Origin of the sequence: Corynebacterium maris DSM 45190, assembly GCF_000442645.1 — a bacterium.
In the GTDB taxonomy this organism is placed as follows: Bacteria; Actinomycetota; Actinomycetes; order Mycobacteriales; family Mycobacteriaceae; genus Corynebacterium; species Corynebacterium maris.
Genome location: NC_021915.1, coordinates 546,797 through 566,869, shown reverse-complemented (window position 1 = coordinate 566,869; position 20,073 = coordinate 546,797). Strand labels below are relative to the sequence as shown.

At 64.6% G+C, this 20,073-nt stretch carries 33 protein-coding genes; 4 read left to right on the top strand and 29 right to left on the bottom strand.

Annotated elements, in window-relative coordinates:
- Window positions 1-4 precede the first annotated feature (4 nt).
- From rpsD to rpsH, 15 genes are all read right to left on the bottom strand, one after another.
- The gene (gene rpsD, locus B841_RS02725; RefSeq protein ID WP_020933952.1) at window positions 5-610 is read right to left on the bottom strand and encodes a 30S ribosomal protein S4; all 606 of its coding nucleotides are present in this window, start codon (window positions 608-610) and stop codon (window positions 5-7) included.
- Between the two features lie 25 nt (window positions 611-635).
- Window positions 636-1,031, bottom strand: a complete 396-nt coding sequence (gene rpsK, locus B841_RS02720; RefSeq protein WP_020933951.1) for a 30S ribosomal protein S11 — start codon at window positions 1,029-1,031, stop codon at window positions 636-638.
- Window positions 1,032-1,034: 3 nt separating this feature from the next.
- Complete coding sequence (gene rpsM, locus B841_RS02715) at window positions 1,035-1,403, bottom strand: 30S ribosomal protein S13 (protein ID WP_020933950.1); 369 nt, start codon at window positions 1,401-1,403, stop codon at window positions 1,035-1,037.
- A 193-nt stretch (window positions 1,404-1,596) separates the two neighbouring features.
- Window positions 1,597-1,815: a translation initiation factor IF-1 gene (infA, locus tag B841_RS02710; protein ID WP_003854422.1), complete on the bottom strand. Its 219-nt coding sequence runs from the start codon at window positions 1,813-1,815 to the stop codon at window positions 1,597-1,599.
- Window positions 1,816-2,010: 195 nt separating this feature from the next.
- Window positions 2,011-2,736 carry a L,D-transpeptidase gene (locus B841_RS02705; protein ID WP_020933949.1) on the bottom strand — a complete coding sequence of 242 codons (726 nt, stop codon included), beginning with the start codon at window positions 2,734-2,736 and terminating at the stop codon, window positions 2,011-2,013.
- A 63-nt stretch (window positions 2,737-2,799) separates the two neighbouring features.
- Complete coding sequence (gene map, locus B841_RS02700) at window positions 2,800-3,597, bottom strand: type I methionyl aminopeptidase (protein WP_020933948.1); 798 nt, start codon at window positions 3,595-3,597, stop codon at window positions 2,800-2,802.
- 4 nt (window positions 3,598-3,601) lie between these two features.
- Window positions 3,602-4,063, bottom strand: a complete 462-nt coding sequence (locus B841_RS02695) for a hypothetical protein (RefSeq protein WP_041631709.1) — start codon at window positions 4,061-4,063, stop codon at window positions 3,602-3,604.
- Window positions 4,064-4,166: 103 nt separating this feature from the next.
- Complete coding sequence (locus B841_RS02690) at window positions 4,167-4,712, bottom strand: adenylate kinase (RefSeq protein WP_020933946.1); 546 nt, start codon at window positions 4,710-4,712, stop codon at window positions 4,167-4,169.
- Window positions 4,712-6,034 carry a preprotein translocase subunit SecY gene (gene secY, locus B841_RS02685; protein WP_020933945.1) on the bottom strand — a complete coding sequence of 441 codons (1,323 nt, stop codon included), beginning with the start codon at window positions 6,032-6,034 and terminating at the stop codon, window positions 4,712-4,714. The genes B841_RS02690 and secY overlap by 1 nt, the downstream gene beginning before the upstream one ends.
- Window positions 6,035-6,233: 199 nt before the next feature.
- A complete protein-coding gene (gene rplO / locus B841_RS02680; RefSeq protein ID WP_020933944.1) occupies window positions 6,234-6,683 on the bottom strand; it encodes a 50S ribosomal protein L15 in 450 nt (149 codons plus the stop codon).
- A gap of 5 nt (window positions 6,684-6,688) precedes the next feature.
- Window positions 6,689-6,874, bottom strand: a complete 186-nt coding sequence (rpmD, locus tag B841_RS02675) for a 50S ribosomal protein L30 (protein ID WP_020933943.1) — start codon at window positions 6,872-6,874, stop codon at window positions 6,689-6,691.
- 3 nt (window positions 6,875-6,877) lie between these two features.
- Entirely contained in the window at window positions 6,878-7,513 is a 636-nt protein-coding gene (rpsE, locus tag B841_RS02670) for a 30S ribosomal protein S5 (protein WP_020933942.1), read from the bottom strand.
- Between the two features lie 40 nt (window positions 7,514-7,553).
- Entirely contained in the window at window positions 7,554-7,958 is a 405-nt protein-coding gene (gene rplR, locus B841_RS02665; RefSeq protein ID WP_020933941.1) for a 50S ribosomal protein L18, read from the bottom strand.
- A gap of 3 nt (window positions 7,959-7,961) precedes the next feature.
- Window positions 7,962-8,498 carry a 50S ribosomal protein L6 gene (rplF, locus tag B841_RS02660; protein WP_020933940.1) on the bottom strand — a complete coding sequence of 179 codons (537 nt, stop codon included), beginning with the start codon at window positions 8,496-8,498 and terminating at the stop codon, window positions 7,962-7,964.
- 15 nt (window positions 8,499-8,513) lie between these two features.
- Window positions 8,514-8,912: a 30S ribosomal protein S8 gene (gene rpsH, locus B841_RS02655; RefSeq protein WP_020933939.1), complete on the bottom strand. Its 399-nt coding sequence runs from the start codon at window positions 8,910-8,912 to the stop codon at window positions 8,514-8,516.
- A gap of 411 nt (window positions 8,913-9,323) precedes the next feature.
- Here rpsH and B841_RS02650 point away from each other — a divergent pair, with 411 nt between their 5' ends.
- The 3 genes from B841_RS02650 to B841_RS02640 are packed head-to-tail and all read left to right on the top strand — an operon-like array spanning window position 9,324 to window position 11,811.
- A complete protein-coding gene (locus B841_RS02650; protein ID WP_020933938.1) occupies window positions 9,324-9,656 on the top strand; it encodes a DUF6457 domain-containing protein in 333 nt (110 codons plus the stop codon).
- Window positions 9,657-10,535, top strand: coding sequence for a formate dehydrogenase accessory sulfurtransferase FdhD (fdhD, locus tag B841_RS02645; RefSeq protein ID WP_020933937.1), 879 nt, complete (start codon window positions 9,657-9,659; stop codon window positions 10,533-10,535).
- Window positions 10,536-10,578: 43 nt separating this feature from the next.
- Window positions 10,579-11,811, top strand: a complete 1,233-nt coding sequence (locus B841_RS02640; RefSeq protein WP_020933936.1) for an amidohydrolase — start codon at window positions 10,579-10,581, stop codon at window positions 11,809-11,811.
- A 91-nt stretch (window positions 11,812-11,902) separates the two neighbouring features.
- On the opposite strand, the gene B841_RS02635 is transcribed toward B841_RS02640, so the two are convergent.
- The 4 genes from B841_RS02635 to rplN all read right to left on the bottom strand — a co-directional run bounded on the left by B841_RS02635 (window position 11,903) and on the right by rplN (window position 14,231).
- Entirely contained in the window at window positions 11,903-12,706 is an 804-nt protein-coding gene (locus tag B841_RS02635) for a formate/nitrite transporter family protein (RefSeq protein WP_020933935.1), read from the bottom strand.
- A gap of 280 nt (window positions 12,707-12,986) precedes the next feature.
- Window positions 12,987-13,541: a 50S ribosomal protein L5 gene (gene rplE / locus B841_RS02630; RefSeq protein ID WP_020933934.1), complete on the bottom strand. Its 555-nt coding sequence runs from the start codon at window positions 13,539-13,541 to the stop codon at window positions 12,987-12,989.
- A 2-nt stretch (window positions 13,542-13,543) separates the two neighbouring features.
- Window positions 13,544-13,858 carry a 50S ribosomal protein L24 gene (rplX, locus tag B841_RS02625; RefSeq protein ID WP_020933933.1) on the bottom strand — a complete coding sequence of 105 codons (315 nt, stop codon included), beginning with the start codon at window positions 13,856-13,858 and terminating at the stop codon, window positions 13,544-13,546.
- A 4-nt stretch (window positions 13,859-13,862) separates the two neighbouring features.
- Window positions 13,863-14,231 carry a 50S ribosomal protein L14 gene (gene rplN, locus B841_RS02620; RefSeq protein WP_020933932.1) on the bottom strand — a complete coding sequence of 123 codons (369 nt, stop codon included), beginning with the start codon at window positions 14,229-14,231 and terminating at the stop codon, window positions 13,863-13,865.
- Between the two features lie 243 nt (window positions 14,232-14,474).
- Between rplN and B841_RS02615 the strand changes: the two genes are divergently transcribed.
- Window positions 14,475-15,146, top strand: a complete 672-nt coding sequence (locus B841_RS02615; protein WP_156844674.1) for a hypothetical protein — start codon at window positions 14,475-14,477, stop codon at window positions 15,144-15,146.
- Window positions 15,147-15,247: 101 nt separating this feature from the next.
- Here the strand turns inward: B841_RS02615 and rpsQ are convergent, their stop codons facing one another.
- From rpsQ to rplC, 10 genes are read right to left on the bottom strand one after another with little or no spacing between them, the layout of a single operon-like run.
- Window positions 15,248-15,538, bottom strand: a complete 291-nt coding sequence (gene rpsQ, locus B841_RS02610; protein ID WP_041631708.1) for a 30S ribosomal protein S17 — start codon at window positions 15,536-15,538, stop codon at window positions 15,248-15,250.
- Window positions 15,538-15,768, bottom strand: a complete 231-nt coding sequence (gene rpmC, locus B841_RS02605; protein WP_020933929.1) for a 50S ribosomal protein L29 — start codon at window positions 15,766-15,768, stop codon at window positions 15,538-15,540. The genes rpsQ and rpmC overlap by 1 nt, the downstream gene beginning before the upstream one ends.
- A complete protein-coding gene (rplP, locus tag B841_RS02600) occupies window positions 15,768-16,184 on the bottom strand; it encodes a 50S ribosomal protein L16 (protein WP_020933928.1) in 417 nt (138 codons plus the stop codon). The genes rpmC and rplP overlap by 1 nt, the downstream gene beginning before the upstream one ends.
- A gap of 6 nt (window positions 16,185-16,190) precedes the next feature.
- The gene (gene rpsC, locus B841_RS02595) at window positions 16,191-16,940 is read right to left on the bottom strand and encodes a 30S ribosomal protein S3 (protein ID WP_020933927.1); all 750 of its coding nucleotides are present in this window, start codon (window positions 16,938-16,940) and stop codon (window positions 16,191-16,193) included.
- Window positions 16,940-17,302, bottom strand: coding sequence for a 50S ribosomal protein L22 (rplV, locus tag B841_RS02590; protein WP_020933926.1), 363 nt, complete (start codon window positions 17,300-17,302; stop codon window positions 16,940-16,942). The genes rpsC and rplV overlap by 1 nt, the downstream gene beginning before the upstream one ends.
- A 3-nt stretch (window positions 17,303-17,305) precedes the next feature.
- Complete coding sequence (gene rpsS / locus B841_RS02585; RefSeq protein WP_020933925.1) at window positions 17,306-17,581, bottom strand: 30S ribosomal protein S19; 276 nt, start codon at window positions 17,579-17,581, stop codon at window positions 17,306-17,308.
- A gap of 16 nt (window positions 17,582-17,597) precedes the next feature.
- Entirely contained in the window at window positions 17,598-18,434 is an 837-nt protein-coding gene (gene rplB, locus B841_RS02580) for a 50S ribosomal protein L2 (protein ID WP_020933924.1), read from the bottom strand.
- A gap of 23 nt (window positions 18,435-18,457) precedes the next feature.
- The gene (gene rplW, locus B841_RS02575; RefSeq protein WP_020933923.1) at window positions 18,458-18,763 is read right to left on the bottom strand and encodes a 50S ribosomal protein L23; all 306 of its coding nucleotides are present in this window, start codon (window positions 18,761-18,763) and stop codon (window positions 18,458-18,460) included.
- Complete coding sequence (gene rplD, locus B841_RS02570; protein ID WP_020933922.1) at window positions 18,763-19,413, bottom strand: 50S ribosomal protein L4; 651 nt, start codon at window positions 19,411-19,413, stop codon at window positions 18,763-18,765. Before rplD ends, rplW begins: the two co-directional genes overlap by 1 nt.
- The gene (rplC, locus tag B841_RS02565) at window positions 19,410-20,066 is read right to left on the bottom strand and encodes a 50S ribosomal protein L3 (RefSeq protein WP_020933921.1); all 657 of its coding nucleotides are present in this window, start codon (window positions 20,064-20,066) and stop codon (window positions 19,410-19,412) included. The genes rplD and rplC overlap by 4 nt, the downstream gene beginning before the upstream one ends.
- Between the last annotated feature and the right edge of the window lie 7 nt (window positions 20,067-20,073).

Here is a 20,073-nt window from a genome sequence, read left to right as displayed (position 1 = left end):
GGTTTTACTTCGAGTAGAACTCGACGATGAGCTGCTCCTGCAGCGGAACGTCGATCTGAGCGCGCTCGGGCAGCTGGTGCACGAGGATGCGCAGGGTGGACGGCACGACCTGGAGCCAAGCCGGAACGACTGCGTCGAGCAGGTCGCCCTGAGCTTCCTCGAACCAGTTCATCTTCTTCGACCGGTCACGGACGTCGATGATGTCGTACTGGGAAACGCGGTGCGACGGGACGTTCGTCTTCTTGCCGTTGACGGTGAAGTGGCCGTGGGAGACCAGCTGACGCGCCTGACGGCGGGTCTTGGCCAGGCCGGCGCGGTAGACGACGTTGTCCAGGCGGGATTCCAGCAGGATCAGCAGGTTGTCGCCGGTCTTACCGGAGAGGCGGTTGGCCTCCTGGTAGTACAGACGGAACTGCTTCTCCATGATGCCGTAGGAGAAGCGGGCCTTCTGCTTCTCCTGCAGCTGGAGGAGGTACTCGGACTCCTTGATGCGAGCGCGGCCAGCCTGCCCCGGAGGGTACGGGCGACGCTCGAAGGACTGGTCGCCGCCGACGAGATCGACGCGGAGACGACGGGACTTACGGGTTGCGGGGCCGGTGTAACGAGCCATAGTGCTTTACCTTTCCTTATCCCTGTTAGACGCGACGACGCTTCGGCGGACGGCAGCCGTTGTGCGGCTGGGGCGTCACGTCCGAGATCGAGGACACCTCGAGGCCGGCGGCCTGGAGGGAGCGGATGGCGGTCTCACGGCCGGAGCCCGGACCCTTGACGTGGACGTCGACCTTCTTCATGCCGTGGTCCATGGCCTTGCGGGCGGCGTTTTCAGCGGCCATCTGCGCGGCGAACGGGGTGGACTTACGGGAGCCCTTGAACCCGACGTGGCCGGAGGAGGCCCAGGAGATCACGGCACCGGACGGGTCCGTGATGGACACGATGGTGTTGTTGAAGGTGGACTTGATGTACGCGTGGCCTTGGGCCACATTCTTCTTGACGACGCGACGGCGCGCGCCGGAACGACTCTTCGGAGGCATCTCTTACTTCTTCTTTCCTGCGATTGTCTTCTTCGGACCCTTACGCGTGCGGGCGTTGGTCTTGGTGCGCTGGCCACGGACGGGCAGGCCACGGCGGTGGCGCAGACCCTGGTAGGAGCCAATCTCAACCTTGCGGCGAATGTCGGCGGCGACCTCGCGACGGAGGTCGCCCTCGACCTTCCAGCTCGACTCGATGGCGTCGCGCAGCGCGGCAACCTGGTCGTCGGTAAGATCGTCGGTGCGCAGGTCGGCAGAAATGCCGGTCTTTTCGAGCAGCTCCGCGGAGCGTGCCGGACCGATGCCGTAAATGTACGTGAGTGCGATCTCCATGCGCTTATTGCGCGGGAGATCAACACCGGCTAGACGTGCCATGTGGCAGGTACCTTTCGGGTTGTTACGGTGGTTTTCTCCTCACCCGTCCCCGTCAACCGACGCTGTGCCCGGACCGAACCGGACGATGGGTCGTGTAAACACAGGGCTCCAGCCACCGTGGCCGGAGGTGCATGAGCCGCAGGAGCCGTCAGAGGACGGTTCCTGCGCGCTGGAGGGGGAGGAGGCGAATTGTTTACTTGTAGCGGTAGACGATGCGGCCGCGGGTCAGGTCGTAGGGAGACAGCTCCACGACGACCCGATCCTCCGGAAGGATACGGATGTAGTGCTGGCGCATCTTGCCACTGATGTGAGCGAGAACCTTGTGTCCATTGTCGAGCTCGACACGGAACATTGCATTGGGCAGGGGTTCGACGATGCGACCCTCGACCTCGATTGCGCCTTCCTTAGCCATATCCTCCGCATTCCCGACGCTGTCGGCCCCGAGCTTTCTCGAGGGTCTCCGAGCGTCAATCACTTCCACAGCTTGTGTTGATGCATGCTCTGCGCATACACCAATCCCCTACCCTACCCTCAGCCCTGCAATAGCGCAAAGAACCCGGTATCATACCGGGTTCTCGACGTGACGACGGGGCGGTGCTCTCGGGCACTAGTAGATGTGGACCGTGTCCCCGATGTGAACGTTGGCGAAGAGATGCGCCGCGTCCTGCTGGTTCAGGCGTACGCAGCCCGCCGAGGTGGTGGCCACGTTGCCCTGGTGGAAAGCGTGGCCGTTGTACGTGAAGTAAATGGCGTAGGGCATGGGCGCGTTGTTGAACTCCCAGGAGACCTCGTGGCGCACTTTCCGGTTGACCGGGAAGGAGCCGCGCGGGGTCTCCTGCCCGATGCCGCCGGAAGAAGACGGCACCGGCCCGTAACTGACCTCACCGTTTTCCTGCAACCAGGTGCGCTGGCCGTCCAGGTCGACGCAGACGTCCGCCGACCGCGGGCAGGAGCCGCGGTCGAAGACCGGGGCCGGGTCCGAGGCCCGGGCGAGGGCAGGCGTCGGACGGGCGGCCTGCGTGCGCTCGGCGACCAGGCCGGGGAACGCCATGTGGACCACGTCATCGACGATGCCGCGGACCTGCCCCGCCGCCGGGCCGGGCAACATTCCGGCCGTCTCGTGGACGGCGACGCGGGCGGCCCACGCCTGATCACGGACGTCCTGCTGGCTGACGCCCAACTGCGAGGACAGCTGCTCACCCTGCTCAGTGACGTCGGGGAGCCCCAGCTGCGAGGACAGCTGGGCGGAAGCGGACGCCGGCGCGATCAGCATCGTGGCCGCGGTGGCGAGGGAAGCGAGGACACCGGCGATCCGGCGGGAGCGGGAAACCATAGGTCGAAGTATAGGACACGCCTGCCGTTTGCCTATGGTTCCGGCGGAAAGTTTCTGTGGATTTTACTTTCTGGGGGTGAGGATCCGGGGGCCCTGCGCCGTGGCGGCGACGGTGTGCTCCCAGTGGGAGGAATAGGAGCCGTCCAGGGTGACCACGGTCCAGTCGTCGTCAAGCACCGCCGAGTCGACCTCCCCGCCGAGGGTGAGCATCGGTTCGATGGCCAGCACGCTGCCCTCCTGGATGATCGGGCCCCGGCCCGCCCGCCCTTCGTTCGCCAGGTAGGGGTCCTCGTGCATGGCGCGGCCGATGCCGTGTCCGCCGTAGCCGTCGACGATGCCCAGCGTCACGTCGAATTTCTGCTCCGCGGCACGCGTGGCCGTCTCCAGCGCATGCGAGACGTCCGTCAGCCGGGCGCCCGGAACCATCGCCTTGAGCCCTTCCAACAACACGAATTCGGTGGCCCGGTTGAACTTGTCCACGTCCTCGGAGATCTCATCGACGCCGAAAGACCAGGCAGAGTCGCCCACCCAGCCGTCGAGGATCGCGCCGCAGTCGATGGAAACCAGGTCGCCGTCCTCCAGCACCGTCTGCGCGTCCGGGATGCCGTGCACGATGACGTCGTTGACGGAAGCGCAGATGGACCCGGGGAAGCCGTGGTAGCCGAGGAAGGCGGGCGTGGCGCCGGCGTCGCGGATGACCTCCTCCGCGATGACGTCGAGGTCGAGCGTGCTCATGCCCGCGGTGGCCTGAGCCTTGATCTCCTGCAGCGTCCGGGCGACGATCTCGCCGGCGGCCTGCATCGCGTCGAGCTCGCCGGGGGTTTTCGCCGGGATCTTCTTGGTGCGCTTACGAAATGCCATAGCCTCAGATCCTACGCCCCCGGGCCGACAACACCGGCACCGCGTTCCCACGGGCGAATCCGCTGCGACTCGAAGAATTCCCACTGCTTGACCAGGTGTGCCTCCGTGTCCTTTCCCTGGGGGGCCGGTTGACCACGGACAGACCGCCCGACTCCCAGTCGGTGATCCCGAAAAGAAGCACCGGGCGGAACGGATCGCCGTGCGGCCCGACCAGCGTGCAGCCCCAGTCCCCCACCTGGTGGCGGACCAGCCCCTCGCCGTAGTACCACCCGAACTCGGTGACCGGGTCGTCCTTGGCGCTGAAGCAGTGGCGGCCCACGGCCAGGAAGTTCTCCCTTTCCCAGGCCGTTGCCGGGTCTAGCTCCAGGTCAGTCAGTAGCCGGTCGGTGGCGACGGCCGCCTGCCGCACGAATTGCAAGGTGGCCCGCTGGATGATTTCGGTGTGCATGAAGGACGTGGGACTCATACCGGCAGTATGCCCGGCCCGGGCCGATCATGCCCGGTAACGCGGACGACGGGCCGCCACCGGAAGGTGGGGCCCGTCGTGGGGGTGCGGCGGAGCGTGCGGGTTACTTACCCAGCGCGGCCATGACGCGGCCGTTGATCTCCTCGACGCCACCCTCGGCGTCGACGCTGACGATGGCGTCGCCGTAGTGGTCGATGAGCGGCTTGGTCTCGTCGTTGTAGACCTTGAGGCGGTTGCGGATGACCTCTTCGTTGTCGTCCTCGCGGCCGCGGGCTAGCATGCGCTCGACGACGACGTCGGTGGAAATCTCGAAGTTCAGGACGCCGTCCAGCGTCAATCCCTTCTCCTCGAGCAGCTCAGCCAGGATCTGGGCCTGCTCGACGGTGCGCGGGAAACCGTCCAGGAGGAAACCGGAACCGGCGTCCTCCTCCTCGAGGCGGGACTTGACCATGCGGGCGGTGACGTCGGTGGGGACGAGCTCGCCGGCGTCGATGTACTGCTTGGCTTCCACGCCGAGCGGAGTGCCTTCGCCGATGTTGGCGCGGAACAGGTCGCCGGTGGAAATGTGGGGGACGTTCAGCTTCTCCGCCAGGAGCAGGGCCTGAGTGCCCTTGCCGGCGCCGGGCGGGCCGAGGAGTACCAGTCGCATCATTTGAGCAGTCCTTCGTAGTTGCTTTGCAGGAGTTGGGATTCGATCTGCTTGACCGTGGTCAAGGCGACCGAAACCATGATCAGGATCGCGGTTCCGCCGAACGACGACAACGCCATCATGTCGCCCCCGACGCCCATGTCCAGCGCGATGTTCGGGAGAACCGCGATGACGCCGAGGTAGATCGCGCCGACGAACAGCAGGCGGTTCATCACGTACGCCAGGTACTGGGCGGTGGGACGTCCCGGACGGATGCCCGGGATGAATCCACCGTACTTCTTCATGTTCTCCGCCTGGTCGACCGGGTCGTACTGGACCGAGACGTAGAAATAGGCGAAGAAGATGATCAGCGCGAAGTAGAAGACGATGTACTGCCACGACGACGGGTCCATCAGGTTGGAGACCACGTTGCGCTGCCACCAGTTGTCCGCCGGGGTCGGGTTACCGGCGTTGACGATCTCGGTGAGCAACACCGGCACGTACATCAGCGAGGACGCGAAGATCACGGGGATCACGCCCGCCTGGTTGACCTTCAACGGCAGGTAGGTCGAGGACCCGCCGTATTGACGACGGCCGACCATGCGCTTGGCGTACTGCACCGGGATGCGACGCTGGCCCTGCTCGACGAAGACCACGCCGACGACCAGGACGATCGCGGAGGCCACGACGATGGCGAAGATCAGCCCGCCGGACTGCTGCAGGATGCTGGCGCCGTCGGTGGGGATACGCGTCGCGATGCCGGCGAAGATGAGCAGCGACATGCCGTTGCCCACGCCCTTCTCCGTGATGATCTCACCGAGCCACATGATGAAGATGGCGCCCGCGGTCATGATGGACACCATCATGATCAGGGTGCCGATGTCGTGGTCCGGGATCAACACCCGAATGCCCTGCCCCAGCAGCTGCTCGTTCGCGGCCAGCGCCACGATGCCCGAGGACTGCAGCAGCGCCAGCGCCAAAGTGAGATAGCGGGTGTACTGGGTCATCTTCGTCTGACCCGACTGCCCCTCCTTCTTCAGCTCCTCGAAGCGTGGAATGACCACCGTGAGCAATTGCACGATGATCGAGGCGGTGATGTACGGCATGATGCCGATCGCGAAGATGGACAACTGCAACAGCGCCCCGCCCGAGAACAAGTTGATCACCGAGAATACGCCGGCGCCCTCCTCGGTGAGCGTCTCCAATCGACCTGCGATTGCGGCGTAGTCCACACCCGGGGTCGGGATTTGGGCGCCGACGCGGTAGAGAATGATCAACGCGATGGTGATCAGTATCTTTTTCCGCAGGTCGACGTCCTTAAATGCCTGAATAATGGCGGACACGAAGCCTCCTGGCCTTGCTCCCCCTCCATAACGACAGGTCGGGGAGAAAGGGAATTGACACGACTGACTCGATCATCTTAGCAGCGCCGGGGGCCACCAGTGCAGTCGCCGTGGCCAAAGGCGGCCGCAAGACGAAGCGCCCCCGCACCATGACGGTGCGGGGGCGCTTCAGAGCTGGACTGCTCATCGCCTCAGGACATTATGCCCGGGTGACGGAGCCTCCGGCTGCCTCGATCTTCTCGACCGCGGACTTGGAGAACTTGGTGGCGGTGACGTTCAGCTTCGCGCTGAGCTCACCGTTGCCCAAGACCTTGACCGGCTGGTTGGCGCGGACCAGGCCAGCGGAGACGATGTCGGCGACAGCCACGTCTCCACCGTTCGGGAAAGCCTTCTCCAGGTCAGAGACGTTGACGACCTGGTAGATGACCTTGTTCGGGTTCTTGAAGCCACGCAGCTTCGGCAGACGCATCTGCAGCGGCATCTGGCCGCCCTCGAAGGTAGCCGCCACCTTGTTGCGCGCCTTGGTGCCCTTGGTGCCGCGGCCGGCGGTCTTGCCGCCCTTGCCGGCTTCACCACGGCCGACGCGGTGCTTCGGCTTGTTGGCGCCCTTGGACGGGCGCAGATCGTGGAGCTTGATGATCTCGCTCATGTTTCCTACTCCCCTGCCACTTCTTCGACCGTGATCAGGTGGCGGACAACGTGGATCTGGCCACGGGTGGCCGCGTTATCCTGCTTGATCACGGACTGGCGGATCTTCTTCAGGCCGAGGGCCCGAAGGTTTGCACGGGTCTGCGGCTTTTCGCCGATGAAACCCTTATCGAGTGTGATCTTCAGTGCCATGGGTTACGCCTCCTGACCTGCGCGGGCGCGCAGCATGTGAGCCGGCGCGACCTCTTCGACGGACTTGCCGCGACGAGCCGCGACCTCCTCCGGGCGAACCAGCTGCTTCAGGCCGTCCACGGTGGCGTGGATGACGTTGATGGCGTTGTCGGAGCCCAGGGACTTGGACAGGATGTCCTGCATGCCCGCGCACTCCAGCACCGGGCGGACTGCGCCGCCGGCGATGACGCCGGTACCCGGGGCAGCCGGACGCATCATGACGATGCCTGCGGCGGCCTCACCCTGCACCGGGTGCGGGATGGTGCCGTTGATCATCGGCACGCGGAAGAAGTTCTTGCGAGCCTCTTCTGCGCCCTTCTGGATGGCGGCAGGGACCTCGCGGGCCTTGCCGTAGCCGACGCCGACCATGCCTTCACCGTCGCCGACGACGACGAGTGCGGTGAAGGACATGTTGCGGCCGCCCTTGACGGTCTTGGCCACGCGGTTGATGGACACGACGCGCTCGATGTACTTGTCGCGCTCGTTGTCCTGACGACGGTTGTCGCGGCCGCGGCCACGGCCACCGCCGCGGTTGTCGTTCTTGTTCTTGTTCTGATCGTCGGCGGATCGTCCGCCGTCACGCCGTTCACGTCCCGGCATTACGCAATCCTTCCGTTGATGTTCACGTTGTTGTTAGCCATTAGAACTTCAGACCACCTTCACGAGCGGCGTCAGCCAGGGAGGCGACGCGGCCGTGGTACTTGTAGCCTGCGCGGTCGAAGAGGACCTGCTCGACGCCGGCGGCCTTGGCACGCTGTGCGATGAGCTCGCCCACCTTGGCGCCCTTGGCCTTCTTGTCGCCCTCGACGGAGCGCACGTCCGCCTCCATGGTGGAGGCAGAGGCCAGGGTGTGGCCGGCCAGATCGTCGATGATCTGGGCGGTCATGTGGCGGGAGCTGCGGTGGACGACGAGACGCGGGGTCTCCGGGGTGCCACGCAGGGTCTTGCGGATGCGGAAGTGACGGCGCTGACGTGCTTCGCGGCGACGCGTAGCGATGTCCTTGCCGATCGGCTGACGCTTGTTGTTTTCTGCGGTATTGCTCATTGCTTACTTACCCGTCTTTCCGACCTTGCGGCGGATCTGCTCACCCTCGTAGCGAATGCCCTTACCCTTGTAAGGATCATCCTTGCGCAGACGACGGATGTTAGCGGCGATCTGCCCGACCTGCTGCTTGTCAATACCCGTGATGGAGAACTTCGTGTTGCCGTCGACCGCGAAGGTGACGAATTCCGGAGCCTCGATCAGGATCGGGTGGGAGTAGCCCAAGGCGAACTCGAGGTTCTTGCCCTTGAGCTGAACGCGGTAGCCGACGCCGAAGATCTCCATATTGATGGTGTATCCCTCGGTCACGCCGACAACCATGTTGTTGACGAGCGAGCGGGACAGACCGTGCAGCGAGCGGTTCTTGCGGTGGTCGTCCGGGCGGGCGACGACGAGCTCGTCTTCCGCGACGGAAGCGGTGATCGGCTCCGGAAGATCGATGTTCAGGGTGCCCTTAGGCCCCTTGACCTCGATGTTCTGGCCGTTGATCTTGGTTTCGACGCCCTTCGGGAGAGCGATCGGTGCATTACCGATACGAGACATTGTTCACTTCCCCCTTTACCAGACGTAGGCGAGGACTTCTCCGCCTACACCCTTCTCGTTGGCCGTGCGGTCAGTCAGCAGACCCTGGGACGTGGAAATGATGGCGACGCCCAGGCCACCGAGGACCTGGGGAAGCTCGGTGGACTTGGCGTAGACGCGCAGGCCCGGCTTGGACACGCGGGTCAGACCTGCGATGGAGGTCTGACGGGACGGGCCGTACTTGAGCTCGAGGGAGAGAGTCTTGCCGACTCGTGCGTCCTCGACCTTGTAGTCGGCGATGTAGCCTTCCTGCTTCAGGATCTCGGCGATGTTCGCCTTGAGCTTGGAGGAGGGCATCGCGACGACATCGTGGTGCGCGTGGTTCGCATTGCGAATACGCGACAGCATGTCGGCGATCGGATCTGTCATGGTCATTGTGAGGTGACCGTTACCTTTCTTATTGCGGTTCCCTGGCCCACCGAAAACGATCTCCGGGCACTAAGGGGCTACTGCACGCGGTCGCAGGCCCAATGACCTGCGGCGCTCGCCGCCTCTGCATATCCCGGTCCGCTCAAGTGGCGGGGGGCCTACAACAAAGTTGGATGGAAAAATACGTGGACGATGATAGTCCAGCGGCCAACCTTACACGCCGAGACCTGCTGAAACAAAATTTTTGGCACGATCAACATTCATCCTCCCAGCGACCCCTCCCCCGCCCCGCCAGCGTCGGGTGGGGGTTGGATGCGGGGAATAAACGCCGTGGCCACAGCGTTGAGAGGAAAAGTACGACGAGATTAGGATGGGTGGCGACCACCTCGGACGAGTTTCCCCGCGAAAGGGCTAGCGATGAGCGACAAAAAGAACACCGACGCTGAGATCACCTCAGCCCACGCCTGGCTGGAAGCGGTGTCCGCGGAATTCGACGCCGACCCCCAGTTCATCCGCTCCCTGACCCGGGAATTGCTCGACCTGACCAAGCACGTCGCGCACGGCCCCTCCCGCCCGGCCGCCCCGCTCACCGCCTTTCTCGTCGGCGTCGCGGCCGGCAAGAAATTAAGTGGCGAGGAAAGCACGGAAGAAGCGGCGACCGCGACCCGAGAAAAGATCGACGCGGTGGAGGCGCTGCTCACCCGCTACCAGGGCGGCGCGCACCGAACCAACGAGGAGCAGAATTCTTAAATGAGCCGAATCTCCCAGAGCTACCCGGTCACCAAGGTCACCTTCGACGACGGCGTCGAGGGCGACTACACCGTGGACACCCGCGGCGACATGGTCAGCGTGGAGGAACCGTTGGAGCTGCGCGTCAACGGCACGACCATCACCACCACGATGCGCACCCCGGGCAATGACCTGGAACTGGTGCACGGCTTCCTGCACGCGGAGGGCCACATCGTCGAGGCCGGCCAGATCGACAACGCCCGCTACTGCGGCGGTGCGACCGGCCCGAACGGCGAAAACACCTACAACCTCATCGAGGCCGAACTGTCCCGCGACGTCCTGCCGCTGAGCCTGGACTCCATCCGGCTGACCACGACGACGTCCGCCTGCGGGGTCTGCGGTTCGACCTCCATCGATTCGATCATGGACAAACGCCGCCACCCCCTCACGCCGGTACGGCTCGACCCCCGCGTGATCGTCTCCCTGCCGGAGAAGCTGCGGGCGCAGCAGAAGCAGTTCCGGCGCACCGGCGGCATCCACGCCGCGGGCGCCTTCACCCTCGACGGCGAGCCCATCGTCGTGCGTGAAGACGTCGGCCGCCACAACGCCGCCGACAAGGTCATCGGCCACCTGCTGATGAACGACATGCTGCCGGCGGAGGACGTCATCCTCGTCATGAGCTCCCGCGCTTCCTTCGAGCTGGTGCAGAAAGCCGTCATGGCCGGCATCCCTGCCCTGGTGGCTGTCTCCGCCGCCTCTTCCCTGGCCGTGGACCTGGCCCGGGAAACGGGCATGAGCCTGACCGGCTTCACCCGGGAGAACCGTTTCAACCTCTACTCTGGGGAGCTGGCGGAGAAGGCTGCCGCCGAGCAAAGTAGCGAGGCGGCCTCCCGAAGCTAGCCCCACGACACCGGAAGCCCCGGAGAAGCAGAGGTACCCGATCATGTCCGACGCCCCGCTCGAGCAGATTTTCACCGAGCTCGACGCCACCCGCACCGAGCGCGAGCAGCTTTATGTGCACCTCCACCAGAACCCGGAGCTCTCCCTCCAAGAGCACGCCACCGCGACCGCGCTGCAGGACGCCCTCACCGCGGAAGGTATTGAGGTCGCCCGGATCGGGGCCACCGGGCTGGTCGCCACTCTGGTCAACGGGGAGGGCCCCACCGTGGCGATGCGCGGCGACATCGACGCGCTGCCCGTCAAAGAGGAATCCGGCAAGGAATACGCTTCCACGGCCACCCAGGTCGATGAGCACACCGGCGTGGAGGTTCCGGTCTCACACGCGTGCGGACACGACTTTCACGCCGCCTGCCTGGTCGGCGCGCTGATCGCGTTGCACCGGCGCCGCGAGCACTGGTCCGGGATCTTCGTGGGCGTCTTCCAGCCCGCCGAGGAAATCGCGGCGGGCGCCCAGGACATGCTCGACCACGGGCTCGCCGAGGCGATGCCGACGCCGGACGTCTATCTCGGCCAGCACGTGCTGTCGTCGCTGCCGGGAGGGCACGTCGGTGCCACCGCCGGCCCGGTGCTCTCGTCCGGCGCCTCCCTCAAAGTCACCGTCCACGGCAAGGGGTCGCACGGTTCGATGCCGGAGCTGGGCGTAGACCCGGTGGTGTTGGCCTCCTCCATCGTGATGCGGCTGCAGACGATCGTCGCCCGGGAAATTCCGGCCGGAGCCACCGCCGTGGTCACCGTCGGCTCCCTGCAAGCGGGCATGAAGTCCAACATCATCCCGGATTCCGCGGAGCTGCTCATCAACACCCGCGCCTACGACGAGGACGTGCACGAGCACGTGCACGCCGCCATCGAGCGCATCGTGCGCTCGGAATGCGACGGCGCCCGCAGCCCCCGCGAGCCGGAATTCGAGTACTACGACGTCTACCCGTTGACGAACAACGACGAGGCCGCGACGAAGCGGGTCCGCGGGGCCTTCGACGAGTTCTTCGGCGACGCCTCCACGGACCTGGCGCCGGTGCCGGCCTCCGAGGACTTCTCCGTCATCCCGGATGCGCTCGGCGTGCCGTACGTGTACTGGGGCGTCGGCGGTTTCGCCGATCAGGCCAACGCCCCCGGCAACCACAACCCGGCTTTCGCCCCCGACCTGCAGCCGACGCTGGACGTCGGCACGCAGGCGATCATCACGGCCGCCTCCCCGTGGCTCCTTGCGCAGGAATAACGCGACAAACCCCACGACACGAAAATGCCCCGGGCATCAGACATGATGTCCCGGGGCGTGATTTTTCTGCACGTGCAGAAAAGTGCGGGTGTTAGTCGCGGTACACGTCGTTGCCCTTGTTCAGCCAGGCGTAGACGCCGCCCATGAGCAGGCCGCCGCCGACGAAGTTGCCCAACCAGACCATCAGCCAGTTCAGAGAGACCGCGCCGAGGGTGAAGTTGTCCGGCAGCAGCGCCGGATCGAAGCCCGCGGCGAAGAAGTTGACGGTCATCAGCGAGAAGTTGGCGATGATGTGCTCGAGTCCCAGGCCGACGAAGATCGCGATGATCGGGACGATGACGAAGAACTTGGACACGAAGTCCTTGGCGTAGAGCGCACCGACGATGGCCATGTTGACCACGAAGTTCGCGGCGATGCCTTCGACGAAAGCCTGCCACGGCCCCTTGTTCAGCTTGCCTTCGCTCAGCGTGGAGATCAGGTGGGTGGTGTCGAAGCCGTTGAACTTCGCGGAGTAGCCCAGGATCGCAGCGATGGCGATCGCGCCGAGAAGGTTGAGCACCGTGCTGACAAACACGAACCAGACGCCCTTGCCCCAGCCAATCTGCTTGGTCGTGGCGCCGTAGCTGGCGAACATCATGTTGCCGGTCGCCAGCTCCGCGTTCAGGATGACGATACTGAACAGACCCAGACCGAACAGAGACGCGAAGACCAACGCCCCCAGCCCGTGGCCCGGAGCCATCGACTCCGCAGTCTGTCCGGCGACCGCCGCGAAAGCGGTGCCCAGCGTCAGATACACGCCCGCCAGGATCCCCCTGACCGCAAAACGCGCGAAATCGGTGTCCATGCTGGTGATCTTCTTGTTCACCGCGCCATGGGCTATGTCGTTGAGAGCCATGCCTTTTCCTGTCCTACTCAAAAATTGTTGATGACACTATTCCACCACACACGGATGGCTTTCCATACTTCAAAGAACACCGAGTTTTCAGCTTTTCATGCGTATTTTGCAAACCGCACATCAATTTATCCGAAAGATCGACCCCTTTCTGGCCGGCTCGGCGCACGACCCTTTCCACGCCGCCGCCGATGCTCCCCGAAAGGACGAAATCCCCTCGCCCCGCCTGTCGGCGGAAACGAGGGGATCATCGCGGAGCAAGGGCCCGGGCTACCGGGTCGCCCTACTTCTTGAAGGGGAAGCCCAGCTCCTTGAGCAGGGCGCGACCTTCATCGTTGTTGGTGGCGGACGTCACGACGGTGATGTCCATGCCGCGCGGACGGTCAACCTTGTCCACATCGATCTCGTAGAACATGGTCTGTTCGGTGAGGCCGAAGGTGTAGTTGCCGTGGCCGTCGAACTGCTGGTCCGACAGGCCGCGGAAGTCGCGGATTCGCGGCAGGGCCACGGTCAGCAGACGGTCCAGGAACTCCCACATGCGGTCGCCGCGGAGGGTGACCTTCGCGCCGATCGGCATGCCTTCGCGCAGCTTGAAGTTCGCGATGGACTGCTTGGCGCGACGCAGCTGCGGCTTCTGGCCCGTGATCAGAGACAGGTCCTCGAGTGCGCCGTTGATGGCCTTGGAGTCACGTGCGGCTTCGCCGACGCCCATGTTGACGACGATCTTCTCGACGCCCGGGATCTGCATGACGTTGTCGTAGCTGAACTCGGTGTTGAGCTTCTCGCGGATTTCTTCGCGGTAGCGGTTCTTCAGACGCGGGGTGTACTTCTCGCTCATGCTTAGATGTCCTTCCCGTTGCGCTTGGAGATACGGACCTTCTTGCCGTTCTCGTCGAAACGGTAACCGATACGGGTCGGGTTTCCGTCGGAATCCAGAACCGCCACGTTGGACACGTGGATCGGGGCTTCCTGGGTCACGATGCCACCGGAGGAGGCACCACGCTCACCTGCCGAGTCGGCGGTGTGCTTTTTGATGCGGTTGACGCCCTCGACCAGGACCTTGTCGCGTGCCGGGTAGGCCTCGATGACCTTGCCCTGTGCGCCCTTGTCCGGGCCCGAGATGACGACGACCATGTCGCCCTTATGGATCTTCATGGTGCTAGATCACCTCCGGTGCGAGAGAAACAATCTTCATGAACTTCTTGTCGCGCAGCTCGCGGGCAACGGGGCCGAAGATGCGGGTGCCGCGCGGCTCGGTGTCAGCCTTGAGGATGACGGCGGCGTTCTCGTCGAAGGAAATGTAGGAGCCGTCCGGACGACGGGTCTCCTTCTTCGCACGGACGATGACGGCCTTGACGATCTCACCGGACTTGACGTTGCCGCCCGGGGTGGCTTCCTTGACGCTGGCCACGATGGTGTCACCGATGCCAGCGAAGCGTCGGACAGAACCGCCGAGGACGCGGAGGCACATGATTTCACGTGCACCCGTGTTATCGGCGACCTTGAGACGCGATTCTTGCTGAATCACAGTAGGGTCTCCTTGACCTGGATACGTGTGCGCCAGATTTCCGGCCTGAACGCACGTGGTCTTAGCTTGCACTGCCTGGGCTTATCGACGAACACGCACAAGCATGTCGAAGGGTCTCGGCCCGTGGTTCGGAACGCACCGAGCGGGCCGACCAGCACAGACAACCCGTACATTAAACCACGTCGCCGGGGCCGTCTCCAAATTTCCCGTCGCCGTCGGTCGCCGCGCACTACCATCGCGAACATGAACCGAACCCTGGCTTGGGTGATGATCCTCGCGCAGTTGCTGGTCGCCGCATTCTTCCTCTTCACCCCGGTGCGGACGCCGCCCCTCAGCACCGGCCTTCTCATCGCCGCCGTCGTGGCCGCCGTCATCCAGGCGGCGGCCTCGTGGGCCCTGCCCGCCCGCTGGCCCCTGCTGCTCGGGGCCGTGTTGTCCACGGTGGGTTGGGGCAGCTGGGTTCTGGTGGCGCTGACCTCGGAGCCGAACGACCCGGTCATCAACATCACGGGACTGCTGGTGGCGTCCGGCCTGGTGACGTCAGCCGCCGCGATGCTCGGCCAGTGGGCCGGCGCCGCAGGCCGTCGCCCCCGGGCCTTCCTCTTCGCCGGCCTCTATCTGGCCGTCGTCGCCTTGGACTGGTTGAGCCTCGGCTTCCTGTCGTCCCTGCCGGTGGCGCTGATCAGCGGCTCGCTGCTGTCGGCGCTGCTCGGGACAGCGCTGGCGGGCTTTCACGTGGCCTACGTGCACCTTCTCCCGCGGATCGGTGCCCGGGCGGTGGCGTTGGCCGGCGGTTACCTCTCGCTGGCCGGGTACGCGCTGGTGGTTCCGGCCTCATTGGTCGCATTGCCTGGCCTCGTGCTGGTGGCCGTCGCCGCCGTGCTGTGGAGACGCCGAATCGTGTCCCCGGCTTAGTCCCCCGGATCCATCCCGACAGGAAGAAAGACCACAACCCCGGTCAACCTTGTCGGTTGACCGGGGTTGTAGTCACTCAGGCGTCGATAAGCGGGAAACGCTTACTTGGCCTTCTCCACGATCTCGACGAGACGGTGGTGCTTGTCCTTGGACAGCGGACGGGTCTCAGCGATGCGGACGCGGTCGCCGACGCCGGCGATGCCTTCCTCGTCGTGAGCCTTGACGCGGTTGTTGCGGCGCATGGTCTTGCCGTACAGCGCGTGCTGCTTGCGGCTTTCAATCTCGACGACGATGGTCTTGTCCATCTTGTCGGAGACGACCAGGCCCTGGATGACCTTGCGGGCACCGCGCTGCGGGGTTTCGTTGGTGTCAGTCACGTTTGCCTCACTCATTACTGATCAGCTCCCGGAACTGCGGACAGGCCCAGCTCGCGCTCGCGCAGCACGGTGTAAATGCGGGCGATGTCGCGCTTGACGGTGCCGATGCGGCGGTTGTTGGTCAGCTGGCCGGTGGCCAGCTGAAAACGAAGGTTGAAGAGCTCTTCCTTGGCCTCGGCCAGACGAGCGTTCAGATCCTCGTCACCGAGTTCGCGGAACTCGGCTGCGGGGGTACCGGCTGCCATTAGTACTGGTCCTCCTTCTTGATGATGCGGACCTTGCACGGCAGCTTCTGGGCTGCGCGGCGCAGAGCCTCGACGGCGGTTGCCTCGTCCGGGTAGCTCATCTCAAAGAGGATGCGGCCCGGCTTGACGTTGGCGACCCACTTCTCGACGGGGCCCTTGCCGGAACCCATACGCACGCCGAGCGGCTTCTGGGTCAGCGGACGGTCCGGGAAGATGTTGATCCACACCTTGCCACCACGCTTGACGTGGCGGTTGATGGCGATACGGGAAGCCTCGATCTGACGGTTGGTGACGTAGGCCGGCTCGAGAGCCTGGATGCCGTAGTCACCGAACATGATCTTGTTGCCGCCCTTGGAGATGCCCGAACGGGTCGGACGGTGCTGGCGACGGTACTTGACGCGCTTCGGGATAAGCATTGTTTCTTAACCCTCCTGCTTCTGCTGGGAGCGCTGACGACGCTGGCCGCCACGACGCGGGCGACGGTCACGGTCACCACGGCCACGGCCGCGCTCGGACGGTGCATTCAGTTCGGACTCGCGGACGCCGCCGACGACGTCGCCCTTGTAGATCCAGACCTTGACGCCGATGCGACCGAAGGTGGTGTGAGCCTCGGCGAGGCCGTAGTCGATCTCGGCACGCAGGGTGTGCAGCGGAACGCGACCCTCGTGGTAGCGCTCGACGCGGCCCATCTCGGCGCCGCCGAGACGACCGGAGCACACGACCTTGATGCCCTTGACCTGCGGCTGACGCATGGCCGACTGGATGGCCTTGCGCATTGCGCGGCGGAAGGCCACGCGGCCGACGAGCTGCTCGGCGATCGACTGCGCCACCAGGGTGGCGTTGGCGTCGATGTTCTTGACCTCGAGGATGTTCAGCGCGACCATCTTGCCGGTGAGCTTCTCGAGCTCGCGGCGGATGCGGTCGGCCTCCGAACCACGACGGCCGATGACGATGCCCGGGCGTGCGGTGTGGATGTCGACGCGGACACGGTCGCGGGTGCGCTCGATGACGATGTCGGCGATGCCGGCACGGTCGAAGCCCTTGGCGAAGAACTCGCGGATCTTGATGTCTTCCGCGACGTAGTCTGCGTAGTTGTTGTCGGCGTACCAGTGGGTCTTCCACTCGGAAGTGATGCCCAGACGGAGGCCGTGAGGATGAATCTTCTGGCCCATTACTTGGCCCCTTCCTGCTGGCTCTCGACGACCACGGTGATGTGGCTCGTGCGCTTGCGGATCTGGAAAGCACGACCCTGAGCGCGCGGCTGGAAGCGGCGCATGGTCGGTCCCTCGTCGACGTAAGCCTCGGAGATGACCAGGGTGCGGGCGTCCAGGCCGAAGTTGTTCTCTGCGTTGGCCGCTGCGGAGGCGACCACCTTGGCGACCGGCTCCGAAGCGCCCTGCGGGGCGTACTTCAGGATGGCCAGCGCCTCGGACACGGACTTGCCGCGGACGAGATCGACGACGCGGCGTGCCTTCATCGGAGACACGCGGACGAAGCGAGCGATCGCGCGTGCGTTGGTGATGGTTTCACTCATCGCTTATCGACGTCCCTTCTGGTCCCTGACGTGACCCTTGAAAGTCTTGGTGGGTGCGAATTCGCCCAGCTTGTGTCCGACCATGGACTCGTCGACGAACACCGGCACGTGCTTGCGACCGTCGTGGACGGCGAAGGTGTGGCCGATGAAATCGGGGAGAATGGTGGAACGGCGGGACCAGGTCTTGATGACCTGCTTGGTGTTGGCCTCGTTCTGAGCATCCACCTTGTTGAGGAGGTGCTCATCGACGAACGGGCCCTTCTTCAGGCTGCGTGGCATAGCGTCTTACCTCCTCTTAGCGCTTCTTGTTCGGGCGACGACGGCGCACGATCATGTTGTTCGAGTAACGGTTGGGGTTGCGGGTGCGGACTTCCTTCTTGCCCCACGGCGACACCGGGTGGCGGCCACCCGAGGTCTTGCCCTCGCCACCGCCGTGCGGGTGGTCGATCGGGTTCATGACCACACCACGCACGGAGGGCCTCCAGCCCTTCCAGCGCATGCGGCCGGCCTTGCCCCAACGGATGTTGATCTGGTCGGCGTTGCCGACCTCACCGACGGTCGCGCGGCAGTTGATGTCGACGCGGCGGATCTCGGAGGAGGGCATACGCAGGACTGCGTAGTTGCGCTCCTTGCCGAGCAGCTGGATCGACGCACCGGCGGAACGGGCGAGCTTGGCGCCTGCGCCCGGCTTCAGCTCCACGGCGTGGATGGTGGTACCGGTCGGGATGTTGCGCAGCGGCAGGTTGTTGCCGAGCTTGATGTCGGCGGTGGCGCCGGCCTCGAGCACCTGGCCCTGCTTCAGGCCCTTCGGGGCCACGATGTAGCGCTTCTCACCGTCGTAGTAGTGCAGCAACGCGATGTTGGCGGTGCGGTTCGGGTCGTACTCGATGTGAGCGACCTTCGCCAGGATGCCGTCCTTGTCGTTGCGACGGAAATCGATCTCGCGGTAGCGACGCTTGTGGCCGCCGCCGCGGTGACGGGTCGTGATGTGACCGTGGGTGTTACGGCCGCCGGTCTTGTGCAGCGGACGCAGCAGGCTCTTTTCCGGAGTGGAGCGGGTGATCTCCTGGAACTCGGAAACGGAGCTGGCACGGCGACCCGGAGTTGTCGGCTTGTACTTGCGAATAGCCATAATTCTTCCTTACTTTCGACCGCTTAGACGGCGGAGCCGCCGAAGATGTCGATGGAGCCGCTGCCTTCGCGGAGAGTCACGTAGGCGCGCTTGGTGTCCTTGCGCTTACCGAAACCGGTGCGGGTGCGCTTGCGCTTGCCCTCGCGGTTGGCGGTGTTCACGCTGGAGACCTTGACGCCGAAGATCTCTTCGATGGCGATCTTGATCTGGGTCTTGTTGGAATCCGGGGAGACGTAGAACGTGTAGACGTCCTGCTCCATCAGTCCGTAGGACTTCTCGGAGACGACCGGCGCGAGGATGATGTCGCGCGCGTTCGGGGTGTTAGCCATTAGTTCTCCTCCTTGTCCGCACCGGTGATGCGGTTGATGAAGGCGTGCAGAGCTGCCACCGAGAAGACGATGTCGTCAGAGTTGAGCACGTCGTAGGTGTTCAGCTGAGCCGGGTCGAGGATGTGAACGTTCTGCAGGTTGTTGGCGCTGCGGCGGGCGTTCAGGTCCTCGCGTTCGACGACGAGCAGAACCGACTTGCGGTCGGTGATGCGCTCGACGAAGGACTTGGCCGACTTGGTGGACGGAGCCTGGCCGGGGACCAGCTCGTCGATGACGTGGATGCGCTCGTTGCGGGCGCGGTCCGACAGGGCGCCGAAGAGGGCGGCCTTGATCATCTTCTTGGGGGTCCGCTGCGAGTAATCGCGCGGGACCGGGCCGTGGACGATGCCGCCGCCCGCGAACTGCGGAGCGCGGATCGAGCCCTGGCGGGCACGGCCGGTGCCCTTCTGGCGGTACGGCTTACGGCCGCCGCCGGCGACCTCCGAGCGGGTCTTCACCTTGTGGGTGCCCTGACGAGCGGCAGCCATCTGTGCGGTGACGACCTGGTGCATCAGAGAAACGGATGCCTCGCGGTCAAAGATGTCCGCAGGCAGGTCGACCGAACCGTTGGTGTTTCCATCGGCGGTCAGAACGTCAAGCTTGAGACTCATGCGTGTGCACCGCCCTTCACTGCGGTCTTGACGGTGACGACTCCACCCTTGGCGCCGGGAATGGCGCCCTTGATCAGGATGAGGTTGGAGTCGGCGTCGATCTTCTGGATCTTAAGGTTCTGGGTAGTGACCTTGTTGTTGCCCATGCGGCCGGCCATGCGGGTGCCCTTGAGGACGTGGCCCGGGGTGGCGGCCATGCCGATGGAACCGATGCGGCGGTGAGCCGCCTGGTTACCGTGGGAGGCTCCCTGACCCGCGAAGCCGTGACGCTTCATCGGGCCGGCGAAGCCGTGGCCCTTGGAGGTGCCGGTGACGTCGACGTAGGTGTCGCCGTCGAAGATGCCGGCGTTGATTTCCTGGCCGATTTCGTAGCCGGAGACGTCGTCCATGCGAATCTCGGTAACGTAACGGCGCGGGGTGACGCCGGCCTTCTTGAAGTGGCCCGCCTGCGGCTGGTTGACCTTACGCGGGTCAATCTCACCGAAGGCGATCTGGATGGCGTTGTAGCCATCGGTTTCGGTGGTGCGAATCTGGGTGACGACGCACGGCCCAGCCTCGACGACGGTGACCGGGACGACCCGGTTATCCTCGTCGAAGACCTGGGTCATGCCGAGCTTCTTGCCCAGAATGCCCTTGATCTCGTTTTCGCTCATGTGTTAA